Source organism: Campylobacter sp. RM16187 (assembly GCF_025319965.1).
In the GTDB taxonomy this organism is placed as follows: Bacteria; Campylobacterota; Campylobacteria; order Campylobacterales; family Campylobacteraceae; genus Campylobacter_A.
The window spans coordinates 429,004-443,769 of record NZ_CP012549.1 but is presented as its reverse complement, the minus strand read 5'-3'; the positions used below and the strand labels follow the sequence as shown (position 1 = coordinate 443,769).

The window sequence follows — 14,766 nt, the reverse complement described above, 5'->3', positions numbered from 1 at the left end:
TTTTATTTTATTTTTTTTTGTTTATAATTATTAATTATGAATAAAATTATATTTTTCTTTTTATTTTCTATTTTTTTGTTCGGTTCAGATTCAGAATTTGGTTATTTTAAATCTAAATTTTCTACTATGTCTTCTCAGGATGTTACTAGTTTTCTTTGCAAGTATCTCGATAGTGATGAATTTTCTCTTGTTAAATATAAATATTTTAGTTCTTATACTTCCTATTCTTCTTCTTGTTCTGGTAATCTCTTTTCTGGTTCTTTCTCTCTTAGTTATTCAAGAAAAAAGAATATTTTAAATCCTGTTTTTAAGATAGATAAGGATAATTATGCTGAATTTAAGCGAGGGATTTTAAGGCTTTTTTGTAATAATCCTGTTTTTAAAGCTTCCTTTTACTCTAATGTAAGATTTGATATTAAAATTTATGATGGTTATGGCGAATTTATAGAGAACCTTTTATTCGGTAAAAATATGCGTCCTTCTTGTTTTTAATAATTAATTTCCCTCTCCCTAAAAAGCTCATTATCTCTCATTCTTTTCCTAGTTGTGGGCTGTTGCGCCTTAACTTTGTGCGGAGCTTAGGGCGATCAAAAAGCTTTCAAGCGCTCTGCGCGCAGTAAAGCTTTTTAAGCCGTCAGCGAAGCACCAGTTTAGGCGCGGTATTCTCCACAATAGGAAAAAATGAGAGATTTTATTAAGTTTGATTGCTTATAAAGTTGTAATCCATAACTCTAAAAAGTCGAAGCTGTCGGCGTTCTATAAAGTAGTTTTGCAACTTTGAACGCTTTAACCTACAATTTCAAGTGTATATATACAACATAATACAAAACTCAAGGAGTAAAGAAAATGTTAAAACAAACAATTCAAGGGTTAAGACCTTTAAGCGTTGATGTTGTCGGCAGTGATGGCGACAAACAAAAATTAGCCGATATAATGGCTGGTAAGGTTGAGAAATATAAAAGCGTTGGCGATGGTGGCGTTGCTATAAATGCTATTCCAAACCCTTTAAATAAAAAGGTTTTTGTCGTAGGCGATAGAGATGCTAACGGCAGAATGTCTACAATGTTTACATTACCTCACGTTAAAACAGCTTCTGAATATCCAGAAATGGTGGCAGATATTAAGGGTAAATTTGATAGCTCTTATACTGAAGCTATCAAGTGCGAATACGTTACACTAAAATTTGACAAATAAGGGGTAAGAAATGGCTAAATCATTAATAAGAAATCAATTAGCAGGGCGAACTTTTGGCTTTGCGCTTCCTGCGGACGGTGCAACAGCTAAGACTTTTTGCGATAATCACCTAGAAGGAACTTATAGCGTTTATGAAGTTGAAGCTACACAAGGTAATGAGGTAGAAGCAAAAGTATTAAGAGTAACAGTTACAGGCAAGAGTGCGGCAGGTCGTAAGCACACAATTACCTTTTACGGTAAGGCAGGGCTTAAGGAGAGTGAAATCAGAACCGCTTTACAAGATGTAACATTTAACAACGTTAAGTTTGATGAAGTATTTGTTATAAATATTTCTGAAATCGACATAGCTTAACAAATAAAACGTAAAAGTTAAAATGCGTTCTTTAGATATTTTAACTTATTTAGAGCCACTTATAACTATTGTGGCTCTTTTCTTTACTGCTATAAATTGGATAATTTCTCAAAGGCTCAACAGCTTTAACAAACGTTTTGAACTCTTGGAAGAGTCTTTTAAAAGTTATCAAGAGCATAATACAAAAGAGATTGAAAGCATAAATAACAAGATAGATAAAATCTATCATTTTTATACTAAATCTTTTTCAAGGTTTATGAAATGACTTTAGGTCAAAATCAAGAATTATTTAGTAAAGATTTAACACTACTATTAAACTTTATTCACAATAACGGCTTTAACGTAAGAATTGGCGAAGCTGAGAGAACCAAAGAGCAACAAGAAATATATTTAAAATCTGGTAAAACAAAAACTCTTGATTCATTGCATTTAAAAAGATGTGCTATAGATTTACATATATTTTTTAATGGCTCTTGGATTCAGTCTAAAAATGAATTACAATTTATTGGCGACTATTGGGAGCAGCTATCAAAAAATAATAAGTGGGGCGGTAATTTCAAAAACTTTATAGACACTCCACACTTTGAGCGCAGATTAGAATAAAAAAAAAATAATCTAAGCAAAGTTACGATAAAATCGCAACTTTACTATCTCGTAATTTTTCTATTATCAAAATCACGCTTGACATTTATCTTAAAATCTTAAAGAGCCGATTAACTTGCTATATTCGCTCGGATCGAGTTCGTAATACTCATCCCCAAAAAGATGTTTATCCTTTGTAATAAATTTCGATATGGTTTGATTAATAAAAGTCGATATTTGCTTGTGTAATTCTTGTTCGCTTTTGAACTCCAATTCAGCCTGATGCATCTGTTTAAGGTTTTTATGAACACTCTTGCTGCCCTTAACTCCTCTTACGGCTATCTGACTAAAAGCATCAGCAGCCATGTCTTGAAGCGATGAGCCAAACTGTTGCATCTCTTTTCTGCTGCGTCTTATGCAAGCATGTCTTGAATAATCGTAATTTTCGAATAAGATTTGATAATGCTTGACTTTCTCATCATTATGTTCGGCTATAGAAATACACTCAACTCCATATTTTAGACAGTACGCATTAACAAATCTTTGAGCTTGACTTCTTAGATCAAGACTATTTATCAAATTAACCTCTTGATCGTTTAATCCTTCCTTGGAATTCTTTGGCCTAGTTGTTCCGAAAGTGATTAAAATTTCAGTAAAAGGAGTCATTTTTTTCTGCCATGACTTTTTCTTAACTTTACCATTCTTGTCTGTTGTTGTTTGGATCTTATAATCTTTTTTAAAGGAATTTATCTTGTTATTGATCATATCCATTATCTCGCTACTTTGAAAACTATGACTGGAAGCATCAAACAAGGAGCCATATGGATTTTGAATAAAATATTTATTAGACCCTGACTTTCTGCGCAAATATTTAATACGTTTAGTCTGTTCTAGTTCCCGTAGATTCTATAGCTTTATCCGGAGTTAAATTCTCTGAGAGGGCAGATACTACAATCTCATAGCCATTTATTTTTATAGGACTCATCTAGGGCTACTGTCCGCTGATCTTAATTCTTTTTTGAAATATATAAGCAGCTATATCTGTTATAGAAAAGGCTATACGAGAATTTTTTGCATCACCCATCTTGATATACCTTGGAATGTCTCTGTTTTGAGAGATTCTAAGATCAAGAGTTGATAGACCTATGCCCAATATTTTTGAGGTCTGCTCTCGATTTAACATCACTTTACCTGCAAATTGAGACTTTATACATTCTAGAAGCTGTTTATAGTCTTGATTATCGTAGAAATTATTCATTTTCAAGTCCTTTTTAATTTATTTTCTATATTAATTATACTGATCATGCATTTTTATTTTGAAAAAATAGACTTTTTGAGAAAATTTTTCATACTTTGTTGTAGTTTGGATTATATTAGTGTATTTTAGAGTGCAATATTTTTTTATTATCTATAGTAGCATTAATAAGCAAGAAGGATGCTGAAGTATTGGGAAGCCTTTTATAAAATACATTCTATTTTAAAAATTAAATTATTCTACAAGAATATTATCGAATATCAAAAAATACTATTGAATACTCAAATAATTGTATATCCAAAGAAATATATGCAGAAAAATTAAATATAGCATTCTGGAAAATATTAAAACACTATATAACAATTTAGAATCTTAAAAATTTTCGGGAACAAATAGGGAACAAATTTGACAAAACCAAGAAACCTTAAAGCTTAAGAAATATCGGTAGAATAGGGGTTTTAAAAGGGTTTTTATAAGGAAATGGCTCCGGATGATGGATTCGTCTATTGCCATTTCCTAAACTATTCTGGATAGTCATAATATAGCATAAAAAGCCTTAAAATAGGCACTTTTATTCATTAAGCATATTATAAGTTACACTAAATTATCATGCATTTTTATAAAAACAGAGGGGAAATAAAGGGGAAAAATCCTCTTAGTTTTTAAGTAAAAGGAGAAACCTTAAATGGCACTTATATCTTATAATAAATTTGCAAATACAAATAAATATCCTGGGGTAAGAATATATATTCCTGAAAATAATGATATGGTATTTTACATAAGAATTAACGACAAGGATGTAAAAATAGGTTCAAAGTCAGAAGGCGTAAATGTCACTTATGCATATAACAAAAAGAAAGAATTTGACACAAAAAAGAGAAATGGTGAACTACCCGATAAAATAACCAAAAAACAGCAATCAAAGAGTACTGATATAAAATTTGATGAGATAGCAAAGGCGTTTTTTGATTATAAGCTTGAACAAAATCCAGAAAAAATAGAAAATGTAAAAGAACAAATATCCATGTATGAGCAATATCACAAAAGTAAATTTGGAAATATGACTACAAGCAGCATAAGCTCAGAAATGCTACAAGATCATTTTAAAGATATAAAAGAGATAGTATCAGATAGAACAGGCAGAAAGCTATCTCATTCCAGAGTAAATGCAGTTATGGGAATAATTAGGACTATTTTTAACTATGCCATAAAACAAAAACTCATATCTCATCTTAATCCGTTTGATATAGAGATTAAAAAGCCCGATAATAAAAGAGAGAGGTTTTTAGAGCTTATAGAGATAGATTTGCTTCGTAAAGAAATCGCCAAGAAAAATGATTTCGCATTAGAACTATTTGTAGAGCTTGCACTATGTACAGGAGCAAGGTTGGATGGTATTTTAAATATAAAGAAAAAGGACATATCTCTTTCAAATATGAGTGTAAATCTAACGGACTTTAAAAGTAAAAATCCTGAAAATAGAAGATATACAGGCTTTTTAAGTGATGAAGCGTTAGGACTTATTAATAAAATTTATACTCAGCTATTGCCAAATGACCCGATTATCAATAAACCATACGCCACTCTTCAAAACGTACTACAGCACTCCTTAAATAAGCTCTTTAACGATGGGCTTGCCCCGGAAGATAGCGCAAATAGAGTAGTAATTCATACGTTAAGACACACATTTGCTTCCCATCTTGCAATAGCTGGCACTCCTATACTTACAATAAAGAAATTGATGAATCATTCGGATATAAACCATACTCTTAGATACGCTAAGCTGATGCCAGATAGCGGCAAAGATATGGTTAAGAGGTTGTATAAAAAATAGTGTTTATTTAAAATTATGATATAATCAAAACAAAAAGGAGATGATATGGCTATGCAAGTTTTTCATTTGGAAATACCAAGCGACAGAGTTGATCTTATTGACTTAGCAAAATTTATCTCTGAAAAATTAGCATCCTTTTCACAATCAGATATTGGCAGAAAAGATAGCGGCAAAAATGGACTAGAAAAGATCATGAGTTTTGCTGGCTCTCAAAAAGGTGTATTTAAAGATATGACAGTTCAAGATATGAGAAAAAATAGAGCATTAAGGCAATGAAAGTCTTTTTAGATACAAATATCATTATATCTTACCTTGACTCTGAACGCGTAGATCATTTAGAAGCAACAAAACTTATTTCTGATTTTTATAAAAAAGATATTTTTATGATTATCAGTCAAGATATCATGACAAATGTAATATATAATTGCACTAATAAGAAAGAAGCGGTTGAGTCCTTTCACACTATAAACAATAATGAGCACTTTGCAATTGTTGCTTTTAGTTCTAAAATGATAGATTTAGCCTGCAAGAGCTATTTAAAATCCGGCAATTTTTCTAAAAAATCTGACTTTGAGGATATTTTACAGTATTTCTGTGCCTTAGAAAATGGTTGCGACAGAATCTATACTAACGACAAATCAACTTTCCCAAAGCTAGATATTCCTTTATTTAATAGTAACTCTATAATGTTTTATAAACCTTAAATAATTTCATATACCCTACTCTATAAATATTTATATGCATTTATTATTTTAATTATTCTTTAAGTTTCAATATTATTGTATCAAGCAATTGCTTTTTGCATTCAGTATTAATTTATATACTATAAATAATATAATTCTTAATTGAATCTAAGGTATGCCTGCTAAACAAATGATAGTTTATATCGACTAAATTTCTATTTTTCATCGTTTTTAAAATCATATTTGTTTTACTGGGCGAGGATACTTTTTGTCTGACAAGTCAGACAAAATATCACTCGTTAGGGAGTATCCCTAAGACCCCTTGCTGGCATGGTCATTGCATACAAAATAACCGATAAAATTATAAATATTCTTTAAGTAATAATTTCAGTCATTACCTTTTTAGAGATTGTTTAACATTATCTTAAAATATCTTTATGCAAGTCACAGCAAAATATACAGATCATATTATAAATCATAATAAAACCGGACATAATTTCTTCTGCTTTTTAATGTATAATTTTCTTAATTTTAAATAAGGAATAAAATATGGCTGTTGCACTACCTACCGTTGAGGAATTTATAATTAAAAGAGGCAAAGAGTTTGGATTTTGGATTGTTTTTCATACAAGATATAACGACATATGTGCATTTAAAAAAGAGATTGAATGCGACAGTCCATTTGATAATACAGATAAAAAATATATAGATACAAAAACAAGAGAAGAGTTTTTGCACTTTATGAAGGAAAATTTTCCTGATACTAAATTGACAGAGGTGTTTGATCTTGTATCTCCCGGCATGCTTGTATATCCTTATCTAGGGAGTATTGGCGTAGATTGTGATGAAGGTGATGAAGTATTTAATGCCTTAAGCAAAATGTATGGCAATCCTTTTGAAGATGCTATTACAAACAACGCAGTTTTTTGGGTAATGAGACTAGAGGATGCGATAAGGTCAGATAAAGAGAGAAGAGAGTTCATAGAAGAAGAGTTTGGTGATTGATATGAAAATTTTTCATGCCAGCGATCTACATTTCAATGTAGAATATTTTAAGCATATATCAGCCCTTGAAGATAAATTTGACATATTTTGTTTTAGCGGGGATTTATTGGATGGTCATTCTCCGCTAGCCACTCAGATAGAAAAAACATCCGACTGGCTTTCAAGTTTTAAAAAACCTGTTTTTGTATGTAGTGGGAACCATGATATAGGTCTAAAAGATGAATGGCTAAAGCAAATAAAAAATATATATAGTGATGATACTATCAAAAATATCAATGGCATTAAATTTGGATGTTCTAAATATCTCGAAGAGGACATTTTAAAATTTGCAGATTGCGACATATTGGTAACACATTTGCCTCCGTCTAAGACAAAAACATCTATCTCTAAGAACAATAAAGACTATGGGGATATGGAACTTTATCGTCTAGTAAAACATGGACTTATGAATGTAAAAATAATTCTTTGCGGTCATATACATGATCCGGTCTCCAGAATAGACACACTAAATAAAGCCACAATCTATAATTCAAGTTCAGATGGAGCACTAGAGCCTTTTTATCAAGTGATAAACATATAAAAACCTTAAAATCAGACACCATATTGTCTTAAAAAGTAGATAAAATCCTTTCAAAACAAAAAGAAAGGATAGGCTATGGATGATTTAATGCTACCAAAAGAGATAGAGAACAAGATCAGGCTTTGGTCTTTAAGGGCTATTGTAAAATTTGGGATACCTGATGATTTTCTTAGAAGACATGACGGTATATTAAAGTCAAATGAAACTACGGAAAATGCCAAAAAAAGACTTAAAATGCAGCTTGAAAGCCTTGAAAAGAAAAAAATCACCGGCTTAAAAAATCTCGACAAAAATTTGGAGGCTCTATCTAAAACACTTAATCTTAGCGATGAAGATAAAAAGATATTGGAATTTGCAATATTAACAAATGAATTTGAAGCGTTAAGAGATGTTTTTTATGATCTCGGAAGAGTTCATATCATAGCATTTTACAATATTTTAGGCGCCATACTTGATATTCCTTCACATATTATTAAAAAATCTCTTCATCCAAGCTCGAAACTAAGACAAAGTAGAGTTTTAAAACTAGACACTACGCAAAATATCAATTTAGGAAGTGCGTTTGATTTTTTCTACTCCTATTTTAGTACAGATATGCTGGTAGGTCATAGCAATGTTATAGATGTATTTAAATCAAGTTTTTTTAAATCAGATCTATCTTTACTGAAATTTGATGATTTTAGACATATACCTGTAGATGAAAACATGATAAAAACTCATATTTTAAGCAGCAATAAAGGCACAAACATACTTCTTTACGGCAAACCAGGAACCGGAAAAACAGAGTTCGTAAAAATGCTATCGGCAACATTAGGTAAAAACCTTTACGAGATATCATATACCAATAGATACTCTCTTGATAACTATACAGGAGAGGCACGTTTCGCATCTCTTTTGGTTGCCGATAGAGTGTTAGACAGCAAGCATGATGTTATTATGTTTGATGAAGTAGAAGATGTATTTAAAGATGAACAAAGAATATCAAAGGCTTTCTTAAATAACACCCTTGAAACCAATTGTGTCCCAACCTTCTGGCTAACCAACGATATTTATGAAATAGACGATGCCTACATCAGAAGATTTGATATGGTTATAGAGTTTAAGATACCGCCTAAAGCAAAGAGACTTGAAATATTAACACAATACACCAATGGGCAAATAAGTGAAAAAGTGCTTAAAAAGATATCTAAAAATAAATTTATAGCTCCTGCTCTTATCTCTAATGCAACAAAGGTTGTATCAAATTTAAATAGTGATGAGAAAGATAAAATCTTTAAAGATCTTATAAAAAATAATCTCAAAGCTCAAGGATATAGATTTGATAAAAAAGAAAAGAAAAATAAAGAAGAGAAGATAGAACTGCCAAAGAGCTATGATGCAAGCATAATAAATTCTAGTTTAAATTTAAAAGAGCTTGCAGAGGGCATAAAGTCAAGCAAAAATGCAAGACTTTGTATATATGGTCCGGCAGGAACCGGTAAGAGTGCTTATGCAAAATTTATAGCTAAAAGCTTAGGCTCAAAGATAATTATCAAAAAAGCAAGCGATCTTATGGATGCTTATGTAGGTGAAACCGAAAAGAATATAGCCAAGGCATTTAAAGAGGCTAAAGAGAAAAAAGCCGTGCTTGTATTTGATGAAGTTGATACGTTTTTACAAGATAGAAATGAAGCTACTAGAAGCTGGGAGGTAAGTCAGGTAAATGAGATGCTGACTCAGATGGAAAGCTTTGAAGGAGTATTTATAGCTACTACAAACCTTATAGATAGACTTGATAAGGCTAGTATAAGAAGATTTGATATGAAGATAGAGTTTGGCTATTTGAAACCAAAACAAGCTCAAAAGCTATTTATGAAAGAGTGTGAGTTGTTAGGACTAAAAGTTTCAAAATTCACAAAAGATAGACTTCTTAGTTTTTCTCTATTAACACTTGGGGATTTTGCTGCTGTTTTAAGATCAAATAAATTTAGTCCTATTAAAGATGCTGATGATTTTATAAATAGACTAAATGAAGAGATAAAGCATAAGGGTGTAGAAAATAGTTCAAACAGAGTCGGGTTTTAACCGGCTCTGGTTGGTTGGTAAACAAATAAATTTATAAGCACAATCCACTTTTAAGTCTAAATTAAAAGCTCGCTTATATCGTAGTTTTCGATAATAAAGACCCTATAAAATAAATTGTGTAAATGGCTGAAAAATGATATACTAGGAGAAATATTATGACAGCCAAAAGAAAGAAAAAAGAAAAAGATGTAATCGATTTGATGCTTGACAAGCTAGATTTTCATGGGATGACAAAAGACGAACTTACCGGTAGTGATGGGCTTTTGAGACAGCTTACGAGTAGGTTCTATGAGCGGGTGTTGGAAGCCGAAATGGATGAGCATCTTGGTTACAGAAAGCACGACAATGCAGGGGACAACACCGGTAACAGCCGTAACGGTTATACTGAGAAGAGTGTAATTTTGGATGATAACAGTACTACTGATATACATGTACCGCGAGACAGAAACAGTACATTCGAGCCTGTTATTATTCCTAAGCATGAGAAACGAAGTCCATTGTTCAACGATCAGATTATTTCGATGTATTCATACGGTATGAGTTGCCGTGACATTCAGCGACACTTACAGGAAGTGTATGGTGTAAATGTTTCAGCGGAACTTATTTCGAATGTAACGGAATCAGTAATGATGGATGTCAGAGAATGGCAAAACCGTCCGCTAGATAAATCATACCCTATTTTATTTCTAGATGCTTTACGTGTTAATTGCCGTCAAGACGGAAAAAACGTCAATAAAGCCTTATATGTAGCTTTGGCAATCAATTGGGAAGGCAAAAAAGAGGTATTAGGGCTTTGGCTATCTAATACAGAAGGAGCAAAATTTTGGATGGGAGTTCTTAGTGAGATAAAGAACCGAGGGACTGAAGATATTCTTATAGCCTGCATGGATGGGCTTACCGGATTTCCTGAAGCGGTAAAAGCAGTATTTCCGGATACTCATATACAGCATTGCATAGTTCATATGGTTAGAAGCTCTACCAAATTTGTTTCTTACAAAGACCTTAAAGCTGTATGCAAAGACTTGAAAGAAGTATATTCAGCTATAAATGAAAAGGCCGGAGCCGAAGCTCTTGAAGATTTTGGAAAGAAATGGGATGAGAAGTATCCGATGATTAAAGCTGCTTGGCAGAGGAATTGGAATGAGCTAAGTGAGTTTTTTAATTATCCTGAAGAAATCCGAAAAGCTATTTATACTACGAATGCGATTGAATCGTTAAACTTCAGCTTAAGAAAAATCACTCGCAATAAATCAAGCTTTCCGGATGATGATTCGATATATAAAGTGATGTATCTTACGATACGCAATGCGAGTAAAAGGTGGACTATGCCTATAAGGAATTGGCCTCTTGCCGTTAATCAATTTGCTATACTATTTGACAAAAGGGTTTCTTTTTGATAAATTAAAAGAAAGCATTTACACAGTTTTTTGGACAAGGCCGAATTTTTTATCAATCGGCGTTTTAAAGCTCTTTGTTTCTGTTAGTATTGGATTATCAAATTCTAAGTCCAGATAGTGATTAGCTGCTATTTCTATCGATTTGCAAAGATTATGCAAGGCTCTATAGTTATCATAAATCATCACTCCGTTAGGTTTTGATTTTTCATCCAAAGACCATCTATAGACTTCTTTTGAGATTATTAGTATATTGTTTAGCATACTTGCTCCTCATTCTTTAAACTTATTTTATCTACTAGCAGTAGCTAAATTTATGATATTGGAAATTCTAACAATGCTTTTAAGACATCTTATGTCTTGTTTTAAGAGTAATATTGCATAAGTATCTTTTTTACTTAGTATCAGCACAGGAATTAATATGAGTCATAAAATCCTTTTATCAAACCTTTTGTTTGAAAATCATCCGCGAATCGCAAATGCTTTATGCTCAATTCTCTATAAATACAAAATAAATTATCGAATTTTAAAAACAAAAGATATTTGGATGAGAGATTTTATGCCATTAATGCTTGAAAATGCAAGCCTTGTCTCTTACGTTTATGATCCTGACTACTTAAAAGATGATAAGTATAAAAACATAAGAACAAAAATTCCTTATACTGATAATCATATAGACTTAGTGATGGATGGTGGCAATTTTGTAAGATATAAAAACAAAGCCATCATGACTGATAAAATTTTCAAAGAAAATCCGTTAAAGTCAAAAGACGAAATCATCAAAATCATAAAGCAAAAATGTGGTCTTAATGAGCTTATAATTATACCAAAACAGCCTTATGACATGTATGGACATAGTGACAGCATGGTAAGATGGATAGATGAAAATAGCGTACTTATAAATGATTTTTCAAATGAGAGCAGGACTTTCAACGATAAAATTTTAAAGACCCTTAAATCCCATAAGCTAAATATCAAGTCGATGAAATACAGTGATAATTTTTTTACTAAAGATAGAGACTGGGGTGCATACTTAAATTTTATTAAAATTAAGAATATTTTAATAGTTCCTATTTACGGTATAGATGAGGACGGTTTGGCTCTAAGACAGCTTGAAGAAATTTACAAAGACTGCCTAATAGAGCCTATAAATTTTAGTGAGATTATAAAACTCGGCGGGGCTTTACACTGTGTGACAGCAGAGGAGTCGGAGATTTAATTTTCCACTGCATCGGTGTGTCAAAATCTATTGTCCAAATGGTTGAGTTTTCATGAAATTCTGCTTTGGCATCAAATTTATTTTTCTTAAAACAATTATTCCAAAATTCATTTATTCCTCTTGCGATAGGCTTAAAATCTTTTGCAGATATAAAATCACTTTTTGCGTTGTTGCAGATATAGCAAGCTAGGTTACAATTTTCATGAGAGTATTTGTTTTTATCTCCAATACTAACAATACGTTCTACCTCTAGCTTCTTGCCCCTGTGTCGTTTGGATTCATTATACTGCGAGTTGTTTTCATTAAAGTATTTTTCAAGATCTTTTTCTTTGACACCACAATAGCAGCATTTCTTTTTACTCATGCAACTTGCATCTTCATTTCCTATTTTCTTATACCAGTTATAAAATATACTCATCCCTCCAAATTCAGCAACTCTTTTATTTGTAGTCATTTTTTCAGCTCGAGAAAGTATTTTCCAACTCTCAAAATACTTTTCTTTTATATTTATTTCTAATATTTTTTTATCTTTTTCTGTTTTTGGGTTATCTATTGTTAATGTATATGCCTTGCCATTTCTCTTGCTAGTTTCAAGCTCTTGCAGAATCTTGCTTAAATCGTCTATCTCTATTCTGTAAATAATATCTTCCTGTACGTCTATACATCCCAGAATGATTTTATCTACTTTTTGGATAATACCTTCAATTTGTTGATTTTTTTCGCTTGTGAAGCTAAAATTGTATTTACCTTGCTTGGTTTTTTCAGCACTTTTAACTAAAATTTTATTTTCTTCATCATAAAACCAATCTGGACTTACTTTATTTTTTTTATCATAAATATTAACAAGCTGATACCCATCTCTAGAAAAATCCAAATCCATGCATTTAAGTAAAATTTGGGCCTTTGTTGCAAGTGAAATTTCTTTCCAATCATATTCCATTTTCTCTCCTTTTGTATAAATATTTTTGCGAAATCATTTTATCACAAATCTATTTTATATGTGATTGTATTAAAAAATATAGACATAAAATGTCTCGTTCTAGCAATTATAATATATCAAAAAACCAAAGGATATTTTATGAAAAAATATGCGCAAATTTGTATAAAAACCATGAGATCGTATGAATTATCTTTTAAAGAGATGAGTACTGATGAGTTTAATGCAATAAAAGATAATAATAGTTTAGCGAAAGAATCAAATTTTATACCAGAGAATACACTACTTTTACCAGTATTAAACAATATATACCTAACAAAAGATATACGAGGCAAAACAGGCATTTACACTTATGATGTTTTTGTTGATATTTATGAAAACGACATATTAAAAAGCACTCAGTATTATTCCGGTTCTGAATTGAATAATTTTTGTTGTGATTTATTTTTACCAAACAAATTTTCAAAAAATAGTAATGCCGGAACTTTCATTGTAAAAGCAGATGATATAGGCAGTAGTGAAACTTTTTATAAGATAGAACTTGATGAAGAAGAGGATTTTGACATAAAAAACATAGTTGTATCAAATATGAGATTGGATTCTTATTTTAGTGGGATATGCGCATTAAAAAAAGTTTATTATATCAGAAAAGAAAGTTTGCGTTCAATAAAAAATAAATTAGAGCTGCACGCAAATGAGATATATACTGATGTTGTAAATTTTATAGATGAAGTATTTTGCAGTATAAATCAATATCATATATTACAAAGAGATAGAAGAAGAAGATTTTTTATAGAAGAGTTAGAAAAAAATGAAATTAAAAAAATATGCGTAAAAACAAAAAAATCCATAAATGCACAATATCTTTTCTGTGTTATTGTGTGTTTATTGGTATATTACGAAACAAAAAAATCATATACGCAAGGAATTACAATATCCGTAAATGGTTATGGGATAGAATATTTTGAGTTTGGATACACCGACAAGAAGAAGATGGATGCGTTAAAAAACAGCATAAATGAAAAAGAGTGTAAAAATTTTTTAAAGTCATTAGACTACGATATATCCGAAGTTTATTTACACAGTGCAAACGTTTTCATAAACGATAAAGAAATTAAAGACTGGGCAAAATTAACTTTTAAACTTACTATTGATAGCTTAGATATCAATAATGAAGATGATAAATTGTATTATTCCAAAGAAAAGCAATCAAAAAACATAAAACATGTATTTAATATACATATTGACGAAAATAATTTTGTTTTAGATGATTTATATATAGGTATTTACAGCTCGCCATTAAAAGAAAGTTTTAATGATATAATTTATGAGTTATACTATATACCCAAAGCTGTAGCAAAATACATTATGAATATTTATGGAAAAGAAGGCGAACTAAGAGATTATATAGAAGAAATTTTTGAAAATATCAATAAAAATTTTTCAATCACACGCACTTTTGGTTATCCTGAACATGGTTCTGACAAATATATTGATACTATAAGTTATTTAAATGAATTATTTTACGAATACAATATAGAAAATAACGATAAAAAACCAGTGGCAAAGAAATATAATCTAAAAGTGTTCGATAAAAATATGAGCGTATTAAAAAGTAAGGTTTTGATTTTTGATGAAATTTCTAAAATTTATAAAATAACTTAAAG

At 30.8% G+C, this 14,766-nt stretch carries 18 protein-coding genes; 14 read left to right on the top strand and 4 right to left on the bottom strand.

Annotation, left to right across the window (positions count from 1 at the left end; all coding sequences use genetic code 11):
- The first annotated feature begins 36 nt into the window (after window positions 1-36).
- From CDOMF_RS02465 to CDOMF_RS02445, 5 genes are all read left to right on the top strand, one after another.
- Window positions 37-492 (top strand): hypothetical protein, encoded by a 456-nt coding sequence (locus CDOMF_RS02465; protein ID WP_260952302.1) that lies wholly within the window; start codon window positions 37-39, stop codon window positions 490-492.
- Between the two features lie 354 nt (window positions 493-846).
- Window positions 847-1,194, top strand: a complete 348-nt coding sequence (locus CDOMF_RS02460; RefSeq protein WP_260952301.1) for a hypothetical protein — start codon at window positions 847-849, stop codon at window positions 1,192-1,194.
- 10 nt (window positions 1,195-1,204) lie between these two features.
- Window positions 1,205-1,546, top strand: coding sequence for a hypothetical protein (locus CDOMF_RS02455; protein WP_260952300.1), 342 nt, complete (start codon window positions 1,205-1,207; stop codon window positions 1,544-1,546).
- Window positions 1,547-1,568: 22 nt separating this feature from the next.
- Entirely contained in the window at window positions 1,569-1,811 is a 243-nt protein-coding gene (locus tag CDOMF_RS02450) for a hypothetical protein (protein WP_260952299.1), read from the top strand.
- On the top strand, window positions 1,808-2,149 hold the full coding sequence (locus tag CDOMF_RS02445) for a M15 family metallopeptidase (RefSeq protein WP_260952298.1): 342 nt from the start codon (window positions 1,808-1,810) through the stop codon (window positions 2,147-2,149). Before CDOMF_RS02450 ends, CDOMF_RS02445 begins: the two co-directional genes overlap by 4 nt.
- 90 nt (window positions 2,150-2,239) lie before the next feature.
- On the opposite strand, the gene CDOMF_RS02440 is transcribed toward CDOMF_RS02445, so the two are convergent.
- The gene (locus tag CDOMF_RS02440) at window positions 2,240-2,899 is read right to left on the bottom strand and encodes a hypothetical protein (RefSeq protein WP_260952297.1); all 660 of its coding nucleotides are present in this window, start codon (window positions 2,897-2,899) and stop codon (window positions 2,240-2,242) included.
- Window positions 2,900-3,119: 220 nt separating this feature from the next.
- Window positions 3,120-3,386 (bottom strand): hypothetical protein, encoded by a 267-nt coding sequence (locus tag CDOMF_RS02435; protein ID WP_260952231.1) that lies wholly within the window; start codon window positions 3,384-3,386, stop codon window positions 3,120-3,122.
- Window positions 3,387-4,068: 682 nt separating this feature from the next.
- On the opposite strand from CDOMF_RS02435, the gene CDOMF_RS02430 reads away from it, so the two are divergent.
- From CDOMF_RS02430 to CDOMF_RS02400, 7 genes are all read left to right on the top strand, one after another.
- Complete coding sequence (locus tag CDOMF_RS02430) at window positions 4,069-5,217, top strand: tyrosine-type recombinase/integrase (RefSeq protein WP_260952296.1); 1,149 nt, start codon at window positions 4,069-4,071, stop codon at window positions 5,215-5,217.
- A gap of 45 nt (window positions 5,218-5,262) precedes the next feature.
- Complete coding sequence (locus CDOMF_RS02425; RefSeq protein ID WP_170020329.1) at window positions 5,263-5,493, top strand: hypothetical protein; 231 nt, start codon at window positions 5,263-5,265, stop codon at window positions 5,491-5,493.
- On the top strand, window positions 5,490-5,921 hold the full coding sequence (locus tag CDOMF_RS02420) for a type II toxin-antitoxin system VapC family toxin (RefSeq protein ID WP_260952295.1): 432 nt from the start codon (window positions 5,490-5,492) through the stop codon (window positions 5,919-5,921). Before CDOMF_RS02425 ends, CDOMF_RS02420 begins: the two co-directional genes overlap by 4 nt.
- Window positions 5,922-6,449: 528 nt before the next feature.
- A complete protein-coding gene (locus CDOMF_RS02415) occupies window positions 6,450-6,905 on the top strand; it encodes a hypothetical protein (protein ID WP_260952294.1) in 456 nt (151 codons plus the stop codon).
- A gap of 1 nt (window position 6,906) precedes the next feature.
- Window positions 6,907-7,485, top strand: a complete 579-nt coding sequence (locus CDOMF_RS02410; RefSeq protein ID WP_260952293.1) for a metallophosphoesterase family protein — start codon at window positions 6,907-6,909, stop codon at window positions 7,483-7,485.
- Between the two features lie 75 nt (window positions 7,486-7,560).
- Window positions 7,561-9,549 carry an AAA family ATPase gene (locus CDOMF_RS02405; protein WP_260952292.1) on the top strand — a complete coding sequence of 663 codons (1,989 nt, stop codon included), beginning with the start codon at window positions 7,561-7,563 and terminating at the stop codon, window positions 9,547-9,549.
- A 155-nt stretch (window positions 9,550-9,704) separates the two neighbouring features.
- The gene (locus tag CDOMF_RS02400) at window positions 9,705-10,946 is read left to right on the top strand and encodes an IS256 family transposase (RefSeq protein ID WP_442863516.1); all 1,242 of its coding nucleotides are present in this window, start codon (window positions 9,705-9,707) and stop codon (window positions 10,944-10,946) included.
- 18 nt (window positions 10,947-10,964) lie between these two features.
- Here the strand turns inward: CDOMF_RS02400 and CDOMF_RS02395 are convergent, their stop codons facing one another.
- Complete coding sequence (locus CDOMF_RS02395) at window positions 10,965-11,207, bottom strand: hypothetical protein (protein ID WP_260952291.1); 243 nt, start codon at window positions 11,205-11,207, stop codon at window positions 10,965-10,967.
- Window positions 11,208-11,364: 157 nt separating this feature from the next.
- Between CDOMF_RS02395 and CDOMF_RS02390 the strand changes: the two genes are divergently transcribed.
- Window positions 11,365-12,162, top strand: a complete 798-nt coding sequence (locus tag CDOMF_RS02390; protein WP_260952290.1) for an agmatine deiminase family protein — start codon at window positions 11,365-11,367, stop codon at window positions 12,160-12,162.
- On the opposite strand, the gene CDOMF_RS02385 is transcribed toward CDOMF_RS02390, so the two are convergent.
- Window positions 12,107-13,102, bottom strand: a complete 996-nt coding sequence (locus CDOMF_RS02385; RefSeq protein WP_260952289.1) for a hypothetical protein — start codon at window positions 13,100-13,102, stop codon at window positions 12,107-12,109. The two genes, CDOMF_RS02390 and CDOMF_RS02385, sit on opposite strands and share 56 nt — an antisense overlap.
- A gap of 138 nt (window positions 13,103-13,240) precedes the next feature.
- Between CDOMF_RS02385 and CDOMF_RS02380 the strand changes: the two genes are divergently transcribed.
- Window positions 13,241-14,764: a hypothetical protein gene (locus CDOMF_RS02380; RefSeq protein WP_260952288.1), complete on the top strand. Its 1,524-nt coding sequence runs from the start codon at window positions 13,241-13,243 to the stop codon at window positions 14,762-14,764.
- Window positions 14,765-14,766 lie beyond the last annotated feature (2 nt).

Coding starts and splice junctions, on each gene's coding strand:
- CDOMF_RS02465 (WP_260952302.1), top strand. CDS start 37: ATGAATAAAATTATATTTTTCTTTTTATTTTCTATTTTTTTGTTCGGT.
- CDOMF_RS02460 (WP_260952301.1), top strand. CDS start 847: ATGTTAAAACAAACAATTCAAGGGTTAAGACCTTTAAGCGTTGATGTT.
- CDOMF_RS02455 (WP_260952300.1), top strand. CDS start 1,205: ATGGCTAAATCATTAATAAGAAATCAATTAGCAGGGCGAACTTTTGGC.
- CDOMF_RS02450 (WP_260952299.1), top strand. CDS start 1,569: ATGCGTTCTTTAGATATTTTAACTTATTTAGAGCCACTTATAACTATT.
- CDOMF_RS02445 (WP_260952298.1), top strand. CDS start 1,808: ATGACTTTAGGTCAAAATCAAGAATTATTTAGTAAAGATTTAACACTA.
- CDOMF_RS02440 (WP_260952297.1), bottom strand. CDS start 2,899: ATGGATATGATCAATAACAAGATAAATTCCTTTAAAAAAGATTATAAG.
- CDOMF_RS02435 (WP_260952231.1), bottom strand. CDS start 3,386: ATGAATAATTTCTACGATAATCAAGACTATAAACAGCTTCTAGAATGT.
- CDOMF_RS02430 (WP_260952296.1), top strand. CDS start 4,069: ATGGCACTTATATCTTATAATAAATTTGCAAATACAAATAAATATCCT.
- CDOMF_RS02425 (WP_170020329.1), top strand. CDS start 5,263: ATGGCTATGCAAGTTTTTCATTTGGAAATACCAAGCGACAGAGTTGAT.
- CDOMF_RS02420 (WP_260952295.1), top strand. CDS start 5,490: ATGAAAGTCTTTTTAGATACAAATATCATTATATCTTACCTTGACTCT.
- CDOMF_RS02415 (WP_260952294.1), top strand. CDS start 6,450: ATGGCTGTTGCACTACCTACCGTTGAGGAATTTATAATTAAAAGAGGC.
- CDOMF_RS02410 (WP_260952293.1), top strand. CDS start 6,907: ATGAAAATTTTTCATGCCAGCGATCTACATTTCAATGTAGAATATTTT.
- CDOMF_RS02405 (WP_260952292.1), top strand. CDS start 7,561: ATGGATGATTTAATGCTACCAAAAGAGATAGAGAACAAGATCAGGCTT.
- CDOMF_RS02400 (WP_442863516.1), top strand. CDS start 9,705: ATGACAGCCAAAAGAAAGAAAAAAGAAAAAGATGTAATCGATTTGATG.
- CDOMF_RS02395 (WP_260952291.1), bottom strand. CDS start 11,207: ATGCTAAACAATATACTAATAATCTCAAAAGAAGTCTATAGATGGTCT.
- CDOMF_RS02390 (WP_260952290.1), top strand. CDS start 11,365: ATGAGTCATAAAATCCTTTTATCAAACCTTTTGTTTGAAAATCATCCG.
- CDOMF_RS02385 (WP_260952289.1), bottom strand. CDS start 13,102: ATGGAATATGATTGGAAAGAAATTTCACTTGCAACAAAGGCCCAAATT.
- CDOMF_RS02380 (WP_260952288.1), top strand. CDS start 13,241: ATGAAAAAATATGCGCAAATTTGTATAAAAACCATGAGATCGTATGAA.